Source organism: Granulicella mallensis, from assembly GCF_014203225.1.
In the GTDB taxonomy this organism is placed as follows: Bacteria; Acidobacteriota; Terriglobia; order Terriglobales; family Acidobacteriaceae; genus Granulicella; species Granulicella mallensis_A.
In genome coordinates this window covers 46,043-63,412 of record NZ_JACHIO010000020.1, presented here as the reverse complement: position 1 = coordinate 63,412, position 17,370 = coordinate 46,043, and the positions used below count along the sequence as shown (strand labels likewise).

The 17,370-nt window shown below is 56.7% G+C and carries 13 protein-coding genes and 1 pseudogene; 5 read left to right on the top strand and 9 right to left on the bottom strand.

The annotated features are described in order from the left end of the window. The first annotated feature begins 111 nt into the window (after window positions 1-111). Window positions 112-1,206 (top strand): LacI family DNA-binding transcriptional regulator, encoded by a 1,095-nt coding sequence (locus HDF15_RS20245; RefSeq protein WP_184258861.1) that lies wholly within the window; start codon window positions 112-114, stop codon window positions 1,204-1,206. Window positions 1,207-1,220: 14 nt separating this feature from the next. Here HDF15_RS20245 and HDF15_RS20240 read toward each other — a convergent pair whose 3' ends face one another. After that, window positions 1,221-3,221 (bottom strand): glycoside hydrolase family 97 protein, encoded by a 2,001-nt coding sequence (locus HDF15_RS20240; RefSeq protein WP_184258859.1) that lies wholly within the window; start codon window positions 3,219-3,221, stop codon window positions 1,221-1,223. A 684-nt stretch (window positions 3,222-3,905) separates the two neighbouring features. Here HDF15_RS20240 and HDF15_RS20235 point away from each other — a divergent pair. Then, a complete protein-coding gene (locus HDF15_RS20235) occupies window positions 3,906-4,859 on the top strand; it encodes an aldose epimerase (protein ID WP_184258857.1) in 954 nt (317 codons plus the stop codon). A 455-nt stretch (window positions 4,860-5,314) separates the two neighbouring features. Here the strand turns inward: HDF15_RS20235 and HDF15_RS26005 are convergent. The 5 genes and pseudogenes from HDF15_RS26005 to HDF15_RS20210 all read right to left on the bottom strand — a co-directional run. Beyond that, window positions 5,315-5,527: pseudogene (locus HDF15_RS26005) on the bottom strand (cupin domain-containing protein); the annotation flags it as partial. Window positions 5,528-5,787: 260 nt separating this feature from the next. Further along, window positions 5,788-6,759, bottom strand: coding sequence for a zinc-binding alcohol dehydrogenase family protein (locus HDF15_RS20225; RefSeq protein WP_311733163.1), 972 nt, complete (start codon window positions 6,757-6,759; stop codon window positions 5,788-5,790). A 50-nt stretch (window positions 6,760-6,809) separates the two neighbouring features. After that, window positions 6,810-7,649 (bottom strand): oxidoreductase, encoded by an 840-nt coding sequence (locus HDF15_RS20220; protein ID WP_221314533.1) that lies wholly within the window; start codon window positions 7,647-7,649, stop codon window positions 6,810-6,812. Beyond that, window positions 7,649-8,287: a TetR/AcrR family transcriptional regulator gene (locus tag HDF15_RS20215; RefSeq protein ID WP_184258855.1), complete on the bottom strand. Its 639-nt coding sequence runs from the start codon at window positions 8,285-8,287 to the stop codon at window positions 7,649-7,651. Before HDF15_RS20215 ends, HDF15_RS20220 begins: the two co-directional genes overlap by 1 nt. 76 nt (window positions 8,288-8,363) lie before the next feature. Then, entirely contained in the window at window positions 8,364-9,149 is a 786-nt protein-coding gene (locus tag HDF15_RS20210) for a helix-turn-helix domain-containing protein (RefSeq protein ID WP_184258853.1), read from the bottom strand. Between the two features lie 198 nt (window positions 9,150-9,347). On the opposite strand from HDF15_RS20210, the gene HDF15_RS20205 reads away from it, so the two are divergent. From HDF15_RS20205 to HDF15_RS20195, 3 genes are read left to right on the top strand one after another with little or no spacing between them, the layout of a single operon-like run. Then, window positions 9,348-11,882: a TonB-dependent siderophore receptor gene (locus HDF15_RS20205; protein WP_184258851.1), complete on the top strand. Its 2,535-nt coding sequence runs from the start codon at window positions 9,348-9,350 to the stop codon at window positions 11,880-11,882. 41 nt (window positions 11,883-11,923) lie between these two features. Continuing rightward, a complete protein-coding gene (locus HDF15_RS20200) occupies window positions 11,924-13,081 on the top strand; it encodes a PepSY domain-containing protein (RefSeq protein ID WP_184258849.1) in 1,158 nt (385 codons plus the stop codon). After that, window positions 13,078-13,266 carry a hypothetical protein gene (locus HDF15_RS20195; protein WP_184258847.1) on the top strand — a complete coding sequence of 63 codons (189 nt, stop codon included), beginning with the start codon at window positions 13,078-13,080 and terminating at the stop codon, window positions 13,264-13,266. Before HDF15_RS20200 ends, HDF15_RS20195 begins: the two co-directional genes overlap by 4 nt. Window positions 13,267-13,320: 54 nt before the next feature. Here the strand turns inward: HDF15_RS20195 and HDF15_RS20190 are convergent, their stop codons facing one another. From HDF15_RS20190 to HDF15_RS20180, 3 genes are all read right to left on the bottom strand, one after another. Continuing rightward, entirely contained in the window at window positions 13,321-14,451 is a 1,131-nt protein-coding gene (locus HDF15_RS20190; RefSeq protein ID WP_184258845.1) for a beta-propeller fold lactonase family protein, read from the bottom strand. A 257-nt stretch (window positions 14,452-14,708) separates the two neighbouring features. After that, window positions 14,709-16,160, bottom strand: coding sequence for an efflux transporter outer membrane subunit (locus HDF15_RS20185; RefSeq protein ID WP_184258843.1), 1,452 nt, complete (start codon window positions 16,158-16,160; stop codon window positions 14,709-14,711). Further along, window positions 16,157-17,362, bottom strand: coding sequence for an efflux RND transporter periplasmic adaptor subunit (locus HDF15_RS20180; protein WP_184258841.1), 1,206 nt, complete (start codon window positions 17,360-17,362; stop codon window positions 16,157-16,159). The genes HDF15_RS20185 and HDF15_RS20180 overlap by 4 nt, the downstream gene beginning before the upstream one ends. Between the last annotated feature and the right edge of the window lie 8 nt (window positions 17,363-17,370).

Sequence of the window (17,370 nt, the reverse complement as noted above, 5' to 3'; positions counted from 1 at the left end):
TCAAAGGGATGAAGATGACTTTTTCCATCCTCGATGAACAAGATTCACCTGTACCGCAGAGATGAGAGAATGGTGCGGTAATCTTCGTGTTGAAACCACGCAAGGCAGGCCATGCAAAACGGAAACGCCGGAATCAAGGATATTGCAAAGGCACTGAAGATCTCGATTGGCACGGTTGACCGGGCATTGCACGAACGGCCTGGTGTAAGCGCCAAGACGAAGGCGCGCGTGCTGCAGATGGCCGAGCAGCTCGGCTACAAGCCGAACCTCGCGGCGCAGGCGCTCAAGCTGAATCGACGGCTGTCGATCGGCGCGGTTCTGCCGAAGCATATCTCGCACTTCTTCGATCCACTGCGTGCCGGCATTCGTGCCGCTGCTGCCGCTGCTGTTGGAATGCAGGTGAGCCTTACGTTCCACGAGTATCCCCGGCTTGGCGTCGGAGACGTCGAAGCGATCGAGAAGGCTCTGCAGCAGCACTACGACGGGATTATTTTTCTGCCGGGTGATACTCGCAAATTCGATCCGTTGATCCGAAAGCTCTCTCGCAGCGGAACGGCGATGATGTGCGTGGGGAGCGATGCTCCGAATACGGACCGGGTAGGCTCCGTGGCGGCGCACGCGTATGTCAGTGGCGCAATTGCGGCGGAGCTGCTGGCGCATAAGCTCACGCGCAAGGCGAATGTGGCTGTCTTCAGCGGTGAGCTGTTCACGCTGGACCACGCCGAAAAACTTCGGGGCTTTGCGGCGACGCTGGCCGTACAGGCTCCTCATCTGACGCTGCTGCCCGCTCTCGAGAGCCACGAACGGCCTAAGGAGGCCTACCGTCAGGCACTCACGCTCATGCAAAGCAAAGACCGGCCGGAGGGCCTTTACCTGAGCACCGCGAACAGCATGCCGGTATTGCGCGCACTCGATGAACTCGGCCTTCTGGGCAAGGTTCAGATCGTTACGACGGACCTCTTCCAGGAGCTGGTGCCGCTGATCGAGTTTGGGAAGGTGCTCGCGACGATGTACCAGCGGCCCTACACGCAAGGGAAGGTCGCCTTCGAGAGCCTGTTGGCTTACCTGAAGGAAGAGAACAAGCCGAATCCTGTGATCCGGCTTGCTCCTCATGTGATCTTTCGCAGCAACCTGTCGCTCTTTTCCGGCCTTATCATCGACACGGACGAAGAGCTTGAGACAGAGTTTCGGTCGCGCAAGAGTTAGGGACTCCATACGAATTACCGCGATTTCCTGAGCGGCAGGAAACGAATCGCGCATCCGCCACCCTCGGCAAGCTTGAGAGTGAGCGTCTGGCCTCTGCGCACGGTCTGTTTGCGAATCACGACGTGCTTCGGATTGGTGTTGGCGTCCGCGCAGTCTTCATACAGCTCAGCTGTATATTCCCCCTCCGGGAGAAAGCTGAGAGGGACCTGCAGCGTGCGTGAGGTCCAGTTCGTCATACTGCCCAGGTACCATTCGTCCCCGTGCTGGCGTGCGATGGTGACGAACTCACCCGGCGTTCCATTCAGCACGTGAGTGCTGTCCCAGGAGACAGGAACATCCTTGATGAACTGGAAGGCGGGCTGGCCTGCATACATCTGCGGGCTGTCGGAGACCATCTGGATCGGGGTCTGGAAGATGACGTACAGCGCAAGCTGCTGCGCTCGCGTGCCCATCACCATGGGGCTGGTGTCCTGCGGGAGGAAGCCGTCTTCCGTCGCATTGTTGAAGCCGCCGGGGGTGTAGTCCATAGGGCCTGCGAGCAGGCGGGTGAAGGGGAATACGGACCTGTCCACCGGGCTGTCGCGGCGGCCCATCTTATTGTTTTCGAGGCCCAGCACGCCTTCGTAGCTCATCACGTTAGGATAGGTGCGCTCCAGGCCCCAGGGCGTGCGCGTGCCATGAAAGTCCACCATCAGATGGTGCTCCGCGGCCTCTCGTGCCGTGTCGTAGTAGAACTGCACGCCCTCCTGATCGTCGCGGTTGATGAAGTCGATCTTGATTCCTGCTACGCCCCATTTTTCAAAGACAGGGAAGGCCTCTTTCATCTGGTTCTTTACCGCTTCGGAGTAGCACCAGATCCAGACCTTCACGTTCTTGGTTGCCGCGTAACGCACTAGTTCCGGCACATCGACCTTCCCATTCAAGTGGGAGAGGTCACGCCCTGACCAGCCCGCGTCCAGCATCATGTAAGGAAAGCCGGACTGCGCAGCAAAGTCGACGTAGTGCTTCATATTCTCAGTTGTAAAGGAAGGCTTGTTGTTTTGATCGACATCGTTCACCCACCAGTTCCAGGAGGCCTTGCCGCCTTTGATCCAACTGGTGTCCTGCACGCGGCTGGCAGGATTGAGGTCGTACTGAATGGTCGATTCCACCAGCCTGCCCGGATCGTCGGCTACCAGCAATACGCGCCAGGCAGAGTGGTGCGGAAGAGTGCCCACCACTGCATACTCCGGTTGATCGGCACGCGGAGCGAGTTTGGAGACGAACCAGTGTCCGGCCCAGTTTCCGGAGGGGTTGGTGACGTACATCGAGCTGTTGCCCTCGATATCGGCTTCCATGAGAGCCAGCCAGGCTGTACCGGGTTCGTGCATGAGCAGCGGCAGGCCGATCAGGAAGTTGCTCGAAACACCACCCTGGTTGCTCAGCGCGGAGGTCACCAGCTTCACATACTCGCTTTCGTAGCTGCTGCGATAGTTCGGCAAAGCCAGCAACCAGTCTGTCGCATCCGTGGTGAGTTTGAACTCCGTATCCTCCTGCTTCAGATGGAACTCTTTGTCGGAACCCTGCTCAGGCAGCACATAGCGGAACGCGATACCGCCGTTGTAGGCGTGTGCCTCGATGTCCATCGTGCGATGTCTGGCGCCTTCTTCGGCAACGTGCAGCGTAAGGCTGTTGTAGGCATCGTGCACCTTGCTGGTCTTCTGGTTCTGCAGGGTGTAGTCATCCACTCCCTTTGCCGGGTCAGCTCCCGTGATGCGCACGTTGGAGCCCAGCGCCGGTTCGTCCCCCAACTCCAGCGCCAGCGCGGAATCGGCGAGGACGGGTTTACCGTGGAACTCCAGGGAGTACACCAGCTTCCCGCTGCCATTGGTACTGTTCTTCTCCGGCGATGTTTTGAAGTGCATCACCAGCTGTTGATCGGGAGAAGAGAGAGTCACAGGAGATGTCTGGCTGTACGAATGGGTGGGAAGGACGAAAGCCACGCTGGCGACGAGCAAAGAGCTGCAAATCTTCACGGTGGTATACCTCGAACAAAGTTGAATGGACGAACTTGGTGAATCGGAAGAAGGAGCTATTATTGTGTACGTTACCGGAATCACAGTAGGCGTTTCAGGCTGATATTGTCAAATGATTTATCGCATTACGTGTACGTTACCTATTGGTCTTTTATGTATGAAAAACCTGATCCATCGAAAAGGCTGATGTGGGGGATTTCGCTAAAATTACGATTTCACCGGCTGCGGAAAACTCTTAGCTGGGAAGAGAGTTTTGCTCTTTAGGGCCAAAGGCCCGTTTCATACCAGCCTGGGGTGGAGCGCAGCAGCGAGCGGATTTTGGCTCGCTGCAAGCGTAGCCCCAGGTACAGAGTCCACAAAAAACAGAGGGCTGTAAGCCCGATTCATAGTGCCTGCACAGATGAGCCGGGCTTACAGCCCTCGACTTCTACTTCTGCCCATAACCTGGGGCGTCGCTCCCCGAGCCGCCACGCTATCGCGTGTTGACCCGGATTCGCTTTGCCCCAGGCTGGTATGAAACGGGCCGTTGGCCCTAAAGATCAAATGGAGACTTTTTCCGCAGCCTGTGAAGCTGTACTGGTAAAGTCTGTATTCGTAATTGGTTTGCGCCGTTACCCTCTGAGCTTCAGAGACGATAGAGATAACGCTCAGGTAGCCTGATGGAATTCAAAGGAAGAGAAAGTGATGAGCCAACCAGAGACCTGCCTGCTGCAGAATGCTGAGCTTGCTGTTACTGTCCTGCCGGCCGAGGGCGGGCGCATTGCCTCGCTGGTAAGCCGGCGCTCCGGGCTTGAGTTCCTTACGCAGGCCCGTGTCGATCGCACGCCTGTTGCGCCCAGCCTGAAGGCAGCCTTTCGAGACGGGCCGTGTGCAGGTATAGAAGAGTGCCTGCCTACGATTGGACCTTGCGGCGAGGAGACCGAAGGCGGGGCCGCTCCTGACCACGGCGACTTCTGGCAGCTTGGCTGGGACGTAACCGGTACACCTGATCGCGCACACCTGCGGCTCCAGGCAACAGGATTCAGCCGTCCGTTGAGGTTCTCGAAAGAGCTCTCGCTGGAGGGCAGCACACTCCATATCCGGTACCGCGTCGAAAATCTCTCCTCGTTGCCGGTTTCCTTTCTTTACGCATGCCATCCGCTGTTTGCCGTCTCTGAGGGAGATCGCGTGGTACTGCCGGAGGAGATTCGGGAGCTCGAACTGTATTACTCTCTTGGCGATCGCCTCGGCGCACCGGGCACGGCAATCTCATGGCCCCAACCTGTAGAGGGAATCGATCTTCGCATTGTCGGCGCTCGTAACGCTGCAATCGCAGAGATGCTCTACACCGATCGGCTGCAGCGAGGCCGTTGCGGTCTATATCGTGCTGCCGCAGGGCAGGGGCTCATCCTATCCTTTGACGCGGCGCAGCTGCCCTATCTTGGCCTATGGCTCTGTTATGGCGGATGGCCCGAGCCTGGCGTGGAGCCTCTCCAGTACGCAGTGGCTCTTGAGCCTACCTTTGCGCCTCTCAATACATTGCTGGGGGCACAACGGGCAAACCTCTCCCCTGTGCTTGCCGCAGGGGAGAGCCAGGAATGGAGTATCGCCTTTCAGATCACGGCACCCGGCATTCAACTGGCAGATTTTTCGCTCTGAGATTGCTGACTTTACAGAAGAGCATTCGCCGGCCAGAGCGTAGGGCGTGTCATCCAACGATTGTTGGAGTGTAGTTGAGCTATGCAAGCAGTTTGATGAGCCCCGAATCGGAAGGGCCTGGCTTCAGCCAGGCCGGAAAATGCGGGTCAAAGCCTCTTTCCACTCTGCCGAAGGCTGGAGCAGAGGCGTAGCCGGAGCGACTGAATTGCTTTCTTTGATTGTGGCGAAATGGGTGGGCACGTCCTCGAATGTGTCCCCCCGTGCAGCCTCGGCCGCACGAAGGAAGGCAATTCAGTCGTTGCGCCCTGCGGGCTTCACTTCGGCCTTCGGCAGAGTGGAAAGGGCCTGTAAACGCTACTTTTTGCGGCACGGTTGAAACCGTGCCCTTCCGATCCGTGTCTCAACAAACGGCTTGCATAGCTCGACTACACTCCAGTGCAGTTTGATAACACTCCTTAGCTCTTCCCACGAATAAAGCTCTCCGGCGTGCCGTCTTCAGGATTTACGAAGATGATGTCCGTAGGATTGCGCCAGGGAGTATCAACCGAAAAGAAGACGACAGGTCCTTCCAGGATGCTGGGTAGAGCGTGAACGACGCCGCGTTTGAAGAAAAGAAGATCGCCCGGGGCAAACTCTGCTCCGTTCGACGCGTCGCCCATCCAGAAGCTTCCTCTACCCGATAGAACGTAGAGGTACTCATCCGAGCCTGCATGATAGTGTGGCGGGTCTCTCGATAGACGCGAAAGACACGAGCACTTGCAGCCTCTTCGTCGGTCAGATACGTGTCCAGCAGTAAGGTGTCGGCCGTATCGGGAAAGGCTCGTGCGATTTCGTTTAGTTTGAAGCGCTGGAAACTTTGCTTTTCTTCCATGAGATTTCTCCTGGAGTTAGATCATTTAAATCGTTTGCTTCAATTGCACCAACCGAATCAAAAGCCTTCCAGCACGAGTTTGCCGCGGGCCCGGCCGCTTTCGAGTAGTGCGTGTGCCTCTTTCAGATTGGCGGCATTGATGGTGCCGAGTGTGTCGGCAATGGTGGTGCGAATCACACCGCTGTCGACGAGGTCTGCAACCTTATCCAGCAGCTGATGCTGCGCGATCATGTCGGGCGTGCCGAAGAGCGAACGCGCGAACATGAACTCCCAGTGCAGGGAAGCGGCCTTACGCCTGAGTGGCTTGGCATCGAGGACTTTGGGGTCGTCGATGATGCCGATCTTCCCTTGTGGGGCGAGCACTTCCACCAGTGCCGGGTAGTGTGTCTCGGTGGCTGTCAGGCTGGCGATGTACTCCACCTCCGCAGTGCCGAGAGCGCGCAATTGCTCCGCCAGGGATTTGGAGTGGTCGATGACATGATGTGCGCCGAGATCGAGACACCACTGCTGTGTCTCCGGACGCGACGCTGTCGCGATCACTGTTAAGCTGGTGAGCTTGCGCGCGAGTTGGATCAAAATAGATCCCACTCCACCCGCTCCTCCAACGATCAGTAAGTTGGTCGAGCGATCGGGAGTAACTCCCAGGCGATCGAACAACAGCTCCCATGCGGTGATCGTAGTCAATGGCAGTGCTGCGGCGTGGGCAAAGTTCAAGGTTCGCGGCTTCTTTCCTACGATGCGCTCATCTACCAGGTGCAGTTCCGCGTTTGTGCCGGGGCGCGCAATGGAGCCTGCATAGTAGACCTCATCGCCGGGCTTGAACAGCGAAGCCTCGGGGCCTGCTTCCTTCACCACTCCGGCTGCGTCCCAGCCAAGAATTTTATATTCACTGCCTTCGGGCTTCCCGCTGGCGCGTACTTTTACATCCACCGGATTGACGGAGATAGCCTTGACCTCGATCAGGAGATCGCGCCCGTTTGCGTGTGGCTCAGGAACCTCGATATCGAGTAAGGATTGTGGATCCTCGATAGGCAGCGGTGTCTTTTATCCAATCGCTTTCATCGTTCCTCCTTTCCCTGTTAGATTGCGTCGAAGTCCGTCGAGATCGAAAGCGAGCGGTAAGCCTCGATCTCTGCCTTGAGCGCGTCGAGCTTCTCTTCGACGAGCTTCACTGCATCCGGGCCAAGTAGAAGATGCGCGGGCGGGTTTGGGTCCGCGAGGATCGTCAGCATGGCTTTGGCTGCCTTCACTGGATCGCCGCTCTGCTTGCCGTTGCGCTGCTGCCTTGCTTCACGCTGCGGCTCGAACATCTCGTCGTAGTCGGGGATGGTGCGTGGAGCGCGGCTCAGCGATCGGCCTGCCCAGTCGGTGCGGAATCCACCTGGAGCAACAGCGGTCACGAAGATGCCGAAGCCACGGACCTCTTTGCCCAGGGTCTCGGAGAGGCCTTCCAGGGCGAACTTGCTTCCGTGGTAGATGCCGACACCGGGAAACGTGATCAGCCCACCCATCGATGTGATGTTGAGGATGCGTCCTGAGCGGCGCTGGCGCATGAAAGGCAGTACCGCCTGCGTGACGGCCAGGGCTCCAAAGACGTTGACCTCAAACTGCCTCCGTATCTCTTCCAGAGAGGACTCTTCGATAGGGCCTTCCATGCCGTACCCCGCATTGTTGACCAGGACCTCGATGCCGCCGATTGTCTTCTCTATCTCGGCAACGACCTCCGGGATGCGAGCGTAGTCCGTCACGTCGAGCACATAGGCAAACGACTTGCCGGGCGCTGTTGCCGTGAAGTTCCTGGCGGCTTCCTCGCTGCGCACTGTGCCGACCACGGTCCAACCCTGTGCCAGGGCCTCTTGTGCCAGTGCGAGCCCAAGCCCCGAGCTGACGCCTGTAATCAGAATCGTTTTGTTTGCCATTATCTTTTTCCTTTCACTGTTGGGCGGGCCGGCTCTCTGCCGACTCCGCGAAAAGCTCCCGCTATCAACGCATCCGCTTGCGTATCGCTGAGAGGGGCATGGCCTGTCAGGAGCCGAAAGATCATCGGCCCGCTGATCAGGTCGAGGACTGTATCCATCGCCAGGTCAGACTTGATGTCTCCGCGATCGACGCCACGCTTCCAGATGCTTTCTATGACCTCACGGCGTGGCATGAGAAAGCGCTGAAGGAAGACCTCGCCGAACTCAGGATCGTTCTGTCCTTCGGCCAGGAGCTGCCGAAAGGTGCGTCCGACCGGGCCGGTATAGAACCGGATAACGGAACGAAGATGCAGGGCGAAGTCCCGTTCCGCCGAGCCGGTGTCCGGCGGCACAACGTTTCTCCGCATGGAGTACATCACCGCGTCGAGAGCCACGTAGGCCTTCGACGGCCACCAGCGGTAGATCGTAAGCTTGCCGACTCCGGCCTTCCTGGCGATGGCCTCAATGCTCAGGTCACGAAGAGAGGTCTCCTTCAACAGCTCTGTCGTGGCGGCGAGAACGGCTGCTTGCGACGCTTCGCTGCGAGGCCGACCGCGGCCTGAGTGCGTCTCTTCACCGATCTCTGAGGGTGCAAGCATTCTCTCCACGTTTCTGTAGATTCATTTATTTACGAAACGATTCGTATTATTTATGAAGATACCAACAACAGCCGGCTTACTTCGATCGATCGCCGGCAAGGTATTGGCTTGGCGAAGCGCCCATCACACGCTTGAACATACCGGCAAAGGCCCCTGGGGTCTCGTAGCCGAATTCCATCGCAAGTTCAGTGATAGGCACTCCCTCTATTAGACGCGGAATTGCGGATAGAGCACGAAACTGGTCTCGCCAGAGACGAAAGGACATGTTGCTCTCTTTGAGGAAGAGTCGCGTCAAGGTGCGAGGGGCAGCGCCTACCAGGCTGGCCCACTGGTCCAGCGTCCGGTTATCCGCAGGGTCGGCCGAGAGGGCTTGTTCAATGAGGATGAGGCGGGGATCACGCAGTAAAGGCATCACGATACCCGAGGCCGGCAGCCAACTGATTTCCGCGAGGAGAAGCTCGATCGTCTTCCCGTCATGACCCTCTTCGTCATACTCGATGGGCATCATCGTTGCGCGGCGCACGAGCTCTCTTAGCAGTGCGGACACCTGAATGATGCATGGTTCTTTCGGTGCCTGCGAGGGGCAGGATTCGGGGCGAATATAAAGCGTTCGCATCTCCAGGGCACTGAGCGCTCCGGTCTGATGAGGGTAGTTTGGTGGGAACCAGACCGCGCGGTGAGGAGGCACAATCCACGAGCCGCGATCTGTCGTGACCTTCATCGTGCCGGACTCCGCATAGAGAAACTGAGCGCGCGCATGGCTGTGCCAATACCCCGGATATCCGCTCGCATAGGACTTCGCCATTGCGCCGATGGGGCGGGGCACCTGCTGGTAGAACTCATGATCTGTACTTCGTTGCATTGATTTGTCCAATTCGGCGCAAAGACTGTCCGAACTCAGGAAGTAAGTTTCGGCACACTGTAATACTCTAAATACGACCGAATGAGTCCGAAATGCAAATCGACTCCATTTCAACCAGCTTTATCGGCTTAGCCGGTCTGAAGCTTTTGAAGTGCAAGTTGAGATTTGCGCAGAAGAGGAAGTCCCCGCAGCAGTCTTTTGGCGAAGCGTTGCGAGGACTTTGAGATCGACAACCCGCAGGCCGACGAACATCTTTCCTTCGGGAAGGACAGGGCGGACTGCGGAGACACGAAAGGTGTGTTCATGGCAGGTCCTGCTTTTCTATCGTGGCGGAAGTCCGCTTTCTTGTGCGTTCCATTGCTGCTGATGTTCCTGGCTCTTGATGCAAGAGGCTTTGCTCAAACAAAAGCCGATGGTCTATGCAATGTCTCCCGGACGGCAGAAGCCAGATCCATTACCGGAGCGATCACGGATACGTCTGGCGCAATGATTACGTCGGCCAGGGTGGAGGCCGAGTGTGACGATCTCCAGCGGCAGACTCAGAGCGGTGCGGATGGATCGTATCGGTTGAAGCTGAACCCTGGGCAATATCACCTTCGTGTGAGCGCGCCGGGATTCACGCCGGTTTCGCAGGACTTGGTGATTCCGTCTGACGGCAATGTCTCCGCGCTGAACTTCACACTCAAGGTGGGGCAGGCAGGGAGCACGGTGACGGTAACGGCCGATAGCGGATATATCGCCTCCGATGCCAGCACGGGAACGAAGACAGATCTGCCGTTGCTGGAGACACCACAGTCCATATCGACGATCACCCGCGAACAGATGGATGACCAGGGCGTCACAGGGTTGAGCAGCCTCCTGCTCTATACAGCCGGCGTCGCGGCGCAGACGCAGGGCTATGAACCGTCGCGTGATTGGAGCATCAGCCTGCGTGGGTTCGATGCGACGAGCTTTGGACTCTTTCACAACGGACTCTTCTGGGATTCCTATGCTCAGACCGACAGCTTCGAGCTGGAACGAGTCGAAATTTTAAAGGGGCCGAGCTCTGTTCTCTATGGAGAAAATACTCCGGGCGGTCTCATCAACATGGTGACGAAGAAGCCGGTCACGAGTTTGCTGCGGCGATCGGAGTTGGACTATGGCAGCTATGATCGCGTCCAGCTTACGGGAGATTTTGGAGATGCCCTCGATCGAGACGGACACTGGTCCTACCGTGCTCCTGTGCTCTATCGCCATAGCGGAACCCAGATCGATCACATCCCCGATAACCGCTTTCTGGTTGCACCTTCGCTGCGCTGGTCGCCGAACAGCGCAACCAGCCTGACGCTGCTGATGGACTATCAGTACGACCATACCGGCTGGATTCAGTTCATGCCGGGATATGGAACTCTCTTTCCCAATCCAAATGGACAGATTCCAACCAGCCTCGACCTCGGACAGCCCGGCTGGGACAAGACGATACGCCGCCAGGCTTCGGCGGGCTATGAGTTTACACAGCTCTTTGGAAGCCACTGGAGCTTCCACCAAAATCTTCGGGAGCTACTCACGAAGAGCGATACACGATTCACCTACTACGGAGATGGCAGCACGAATGGCAGCGGCTTTATCGACGCGGCGATGACCACCATTCTTCGTTATCCCTGGGAGTACTACCCACGCAATAACACCTTTGCTGTCGATAACCAGGCAGAAGGGAAGTTTGGCGGAGGCAGGTTGCAGCAGACGATCCTGGCTGGGGCGGATGTCCTGCGGTATAACTCGTCCATCACCTATACGGGTAGCGATACCTCTATCCCCTTGAACCTCTTTCATCCTGTCTACGGTCCCGTTGTCTTGCCCAGCGATTACAGCAAGGAACGAGAGAATGTGCACCAGACGGGGGTTTATCTTCAGGATCAACTGAAGTTCGATACGCACTGGGTGTTGCTGCTGAGCGGCCGCAATGACTGGGTCAACAGCATCACGGACTTTGACAGCAGCCAGCCTGCAACCGTTCAACCCGACCATCACCTATCGGGAAGAGCCGGTCTGCTCTGCGTCAGCAGCTCAGGGTTCGCACCGTACTTTAGTTACTCTCAGTCCTTTGTGCCCAACGTCGGCACCAACTTTTATGGACAACCCTATAAGCCCACAACTGCCGGTCAGTACGAAGCGGGCATCAAGTATCAGCCTCGCAATGCACGGTATTTGGTTACCCTGTCGGCCTTCAACATCTCAGAAACCAATGTGCAGACCCCCGATCCGGCAAACCCTTTGAACACGATTCAGACAGGGGCGGAACGCTCCCGTGGAATTGAACTGGAAGTCAAGGCGAATCCTCTTCAGGGATTAAACCTGACCGCCTCCTACACCTACGATCCCGTCAAGATCACGAGCACTACGATTCCGGATCAGCTAGGGACAAGCCCTGTAGCGACTCCTCGTTCTATGGGGTCTGTCTGGGGAGACTATGTGCTTCATACCAGAACAGCGCGAGGACTTGGCTTCGGTGGTGGCGTTCGCACGACCAGCAGCACGTATGGCGGATTAGGAGACAGCCTTCACCCTTCCATCACAGTGCCTTCTTACACGCTGTTCGACGGAGCTTTGCACTATGACCTGGAGAGATGGCGTGTCGCCGTAAATGGAGCCAACCTCGCGGACAAGCGATATGTTCCCTCCTGCAGCGGCATTGACAACTGCTACTACGGCTATCGCCGCACGGTAAACGGAAGCCTGCGCTTTACCTGGTAATTGGTTCGGAGGGAACTACGATGGGAAATACTCAAAGCTCAATGAGCGCACGGACTGTTCGCGCCTGGTATCGAATCCATAAGTGGACGAGCCTCGCCTGCACGGCTTTCCTTCTTATGGCCTGTGTTACCGGGCTTCCCTTAATCTTTTCGGATGAGGTCACTGCTCTCATAGAGCCGCACGTTGCTCCGGCGCCTGCATTGGCCGGAGCAACGGCAGCGAGCCTTGATCGGATGGTCGTGGAAGCTCAGGCGAAGTTCCCGTCGTTGCATCCCTTCGGACTAAGTTGGGATGAGGATGAGCCTAGGATCTTTGTCAATATGAGCCCATCGGCAGAGCCTAAGAGTGGAGAGATTCGTTCGGTTATTTTCGATGTTCACACCGGACGTCTTCTTGAGATCCCGAAAGGTGGATTTAGCCTTCTCGAATTTCTTTTAAATCTGCATCGAGAGTTATTCCTGGGATTGCTCGGAGAGTTATTCATGGGGCTCATGGCCTTATCCTTTGTCATCTCTTTGGTCTCGGGGGCCTTAGTCTATGGCCCTTTCATGCGAAGACTAAGCTTTGGAACCTACCGGCGCGGAGCAGTAAATAGAATACGGTGGTTCGACCTGCATAATTTGCTTGGAATCGTCACCCTGACCTGGGCGATGGTTGTCGGTGCGACTGGCGTGATGAATGCGCTATCGACGCCTCTCTTTGGATTGTGGCGTGCGCAGACTCTACCTAAAATTCTTGAACCTTATCGAGGCAATCCTGTGCCGTCCCATTTCGGTTCGGTCGACAGTGCTGTCAGCAAAGTCTCCGCGGCTTTGCCGCAGATGAAGGTTAGCTCTGTGCTCTTTCCGAATGAAGTCTTTGGCAGCCCTCGCCACTACATCGTCTGGACCAGGGGAAAGACCCCTGTCACGTCACGTCTCTTTACTCCGGTGCTTGTCGATGTGTCGACTGGTGCGATGACTGTCTCCGGTGGACTGCCCTGGTATTTGCGTGCCCTGGAGCTTTCACGTCCACTGCACTTCGGCGATTATGGCGGGCTTCCACTCAAGATCATCTGGGCGCTGTTCGATGTGGCTTTGATTGCGGTGCTGGTGAGTGGCGTGTATCTTTGGCTCTCCCGGCGTAGGGCCTCAGTCGAGAAAGAACTGGATCGTCTTGTAAAGCTGGAGAGCGTTCCTGAAGGAGTGATGGCGCAATGACCCAACCCTTCCCCTTCCGCAAAGTTTATGGGCCGGCAGCTATCCTCGCCGCCATCACAGCCTATGGGCTGCTCTCTGCGCTTCTTGGAGGTGGTGTTTGGGACGCAATCTCCTGGGTGGCGCTGGCGTGTCCACTCGTGGTGATTGCCCGTCTGCTTGGCAGACGTGGAAGAACGACAAAGTAAGTACATGAATATCTGTGGCTGCGAATTGGATATTCGCAGCCACAGATGGGATGTTTACAGTGCTGCTATGCCATTGAAGCCTGCGGATTTTGCGAAGTCGCCCGCTGTGCCGAGGTTTGTGAGAGCGCCATCCGTCCGGATGCCGAAGACGCCGATATTGCCTGTGGCGGAGTTCAGCGTGTAAATGTACTTGCCATCAGCGCTCACTGCGATGTCCAGATTGGTGGCGCCTTCAGGATTGTTTCCGACCACCGTTCCACCAATAGGCGTCAGAGCTCCGTTGCTGCCGATGGCAAATCCGGAGATGGTGGCGCTACCCGCGTTTGAGACGTAAACAAATTTGCCGTCCGGCGTAACTACATTCCAGCAGTTCGCACCTCCAAAGGTCGGGACGCTCTGGCTGATGGGAGATAGTTTGCCGTTTGTGGTGATCTTGTAAGAAGAGATCGCCGAACCATTGGTCGCTCCAGCTGCACCGGTTTCCGACACAATCGCATTTCCTTCAGGAGCAAAGGTGACTGAAAAAGCTCCGGGAGCAGGGCTGGGATTGACGATGATCGGGCTTAAGGTGCCGTTAGGTAGAACGTGGAAGACATCAATATTGTTGGCCAGTCTCTCTGTGACAACAAGAAACTTTCCATCGGGGCTGAATTTCAGCGATGCTCCGCCGGTGACGGTAGCCGTCAGGAACATAGTCGAATTTTTAATCTGTTTCAGCTGGCCGCCGAAGTCCAGCGTGAAGCCCACAACACTGCCTGCACCGCCCGAATTGAGGACGTAGACGAGGTTCTGGTTCTCCGCTACAGCTACCGGTTGGCTTCCGCCCGAAGGAACCTTGTTCAGAAGGATCAGATCAGAATGATGAACACTGAAGACCGAGATATTTCCGCTGCCGGCGTTGGCCGCAAAGAGGAGCGACTGATCCTGGCTGAGCGTCAGAGATCCCTGAGCCTCCAGCGGATCAGTGGTGCCACTGCTTCCACGACCTTCTGTATCGTAGTGCACCCCTCCGCTCAGGAGGCCGTTCGTAGCGCGTTCGTAAGAGATGATCTCATTTTTATCGGCATTGTTTGTCATGACGAATACTGCTCCGCCATGCGCACCTGATTGAGCGACGGTAGGGGTTGGCGATACGAGACTGATTACCGCCGCGACCAGAGACAGACCACAAGTTACTTTGAACATTCCCAGCTCCTTGGAACAGATTGCACAATGCCGCGAAGAAATGGATCTACTCTCAAGAGAGACTTTGGCCATGCTTATTGGATCGTGCAACCGTTAGAGCTACGACGTCAGAGAAAGTTACAGCCTTCGAATCGATTAACCTGCGGTACATCTATCGATATTCTGCTCGACTAATCGACGTACATTTTTACTGCCAACTCTTTGTCGGGACAACTCTTCTCCGGTCTATTGCATCGTGATGTAGCTCTGCTGGTGATTTACAGTTTAGGCAAGGTCGTAACATCCCAACCTCCACCTAACGCCTTGATCAGAAGGACATTGGCTTCAAACTGTCGCCGCATAATATCGATGTCATTCCGTTCGTTCGCCAAGGCTGTTGTTTGCGAAGTGACAACTTGCAGATAGGTATCGACACCACCCTCATAACGGTTTTGAAATAGCTGAAGAGCTTTTTCGGCAGATCCTGTAGCTTCATGCTGCTGTGCCGATTCTGTCTGGAGCACGTGCAGGACGACGATGTTGTCCTCTACCTGCTGAAAGGATGTCAGCACGGTCTGTCGATAGTTGGCAACTGCGCTGTCATAACCTGCTTTGGCTGTGTCCGTCGTCGCCCGGCGTCTGCCTGCATCGAAGAGAGTCTCCGATAGTCCTGGCCCGACGGCCCAAAAGCGGCTGGGCCAGTTGAACCAGTTCAACAGGGAGGAGCCTTCAAAGCCGGCAGCTGCCGACAGATTGAGAGTTGGATAGTAGGCAGCTTGCGCGATTCCAATCTGCTCGTTTGCCGCTGCCATGTGCCGTTCGGCAGAGGCGATGTCGGGGCGTCGTTCGAGCAGTTGCGCAGGGAGAACGACAGGAATAGACGGCATCGCGGGAGGCTGCAGATTGAGCGGGATCGGCTGCAGGTTGAAGGCAGCGGGAGGCTTCCCAATGAGAATGGCCAGAGCATGCTCGTACTGTGCTCGTTGAACTGTAATCTCTGAAGCCTGAACGCGAGCGGCATCGAGTTGGGTCTTTGCCTGTGCGACGTCGGACTCAGGCGCCGCGCCGCCCTCGAAGCGATTCACCGTCAATTCGAGCGCCTGACGATAGGCGGCGACGGTATCGTCGAGAAGCTTCTTCTGCGCATCCGCACTCCGCACTTCGAAGTAGTCGATGGCAACTTCGGCATGGAGACTCAACCGCGCTGTCTCAAGATCGGCGGCGCTTGCCTGGGCCTGTTCTCTCGACGCGGTGACGGTGCGGCGCACCCGTCCCCAGAGGTCGACTTCGTAGTTGAGATCGAAGGGGAGTGTGAAACTTCCTGTGCCGTTGTTTGCCAGGCTGGGCGAGAAATAGGGCTGGTTGGCTGAGTCGCGAACCGCTGAGATGCTGGGCGAAGTTCCAATCGTTGGAGCTTCAGCGGCACGGTTGAAGCGGATCGCTGCGCGGGCCTCGCGGAAGTTCGCTTCGGCAATCTTCAACGACTGGTTGGAAGGTTCTACCTGCTCTTCCAACTCGTTCAGTTTCGGATCTCCGTAGAGCTCCCACCACTTTCCTCGAATCAGCGTGCTATCCGGTTGGGCGACCTTCCAGCCATCCGATTCTTTCCAGTTGGTCAATTCCTTGAAGTCGGGTGCCAGGGGAGCTGTTGGCCTGGTGTACTTGGGGCCAACCATACATCCGGATAACAGCAATACGGCTGCGCTTAGAGGTAGAAGATACTTATTCATTGTCGTGCTCCGTCTGTCGGCTTCTGGGCGATCTGAACGGCGGCTCCATTCGCAAGGGAGTCCGAAGGATTTACGATGACTGCGTCCTGCGCAGAAAGTCCGCTGAGCACCTCTACGGAAGCCCCGTAGTCCTGCCCAATCGTGATGGGCGTTAGCTGTATGTGACCGTTGCGCACGATGCCGGCCCTCAGGCCCTCAGAGCGGAAGAGCAGCACGTTGCTTGGAACGGAGACGGCGCCGGTGCTGGCCGGGACTTTGAGATGCACAAAGGCGTAGGCTCCGGGCATCAATCGTCCCGAGGGGTTCGCGACGTCGACCTCTACGTTCAACGTGCGGGAGTTCGAGTCAATCGCATCGGCATTTCGTACCAGTGTTCCTGTGAACTTCTCTCCTGGAAAAGCATCCAGCGTTACTGGAACCTCTTCCCCCGTCTTGATGGAGGAGGCATAGACCTCAGGAACGGGAATATACACGCGCAACTTTTGAACGGCGGCGAGGTGGAAGAGCTCTTTGGGGCCAGTGTTGTCACCGGCCTGAATCAGGGCACCGATATCCGTGTTGCGAGCCGTAATCACTCCGTCGAATGGCGCGGTAATCCGCTCGAAGGCTTGAAGCTGTTCCAGGCGATCGACGTTGGCTTTATTCGAATCCACCAGGGCCTGTTTCGAGCCGAGATCGCTGATCGCTTGATCCGTCTCCTGTTGTGAGACGGAGTTCGTTTTGATCAGCTTCTGCCAGCGCGTTGCCGTAATCTGCGAGATCTGCAGATTGGCTTGAGCATTCTTGAGCTCTGCTTTCGCTTGTGCGAGTTGCTGGTCGAGTTCGGGGGTCTCGATCACGGCAAGAAGCTGTCCCTGCTTCACATGAGCACCGATATCTACATACCAATGCTGCACGTAGCCACTGGTGCGGGCATAGATAGGAGTGTCGGTAAAGGCCTGCGTGTTTCCAGGCAGCTCAACCTCTTCCGCCTCGGAGTTTCCCTTGGGATAGACCACATCGACAAACGGTATGGAGGAAGCTCGCGCCACGGAATGCAACTGCTCCTCCGCTTCCACGCGTGAATGGATGCCCTTGAAGACGGCTAACCCAATGCCAAGGACAAGGATGACTCCGATGATGACCGGTCGCTTGCTGCGAGGCCGATTCTGAGAAGGCACTGGAGCGTTTGCTGCGGCAATGTTTGATTCATTTTGTGTCATGACGTAAC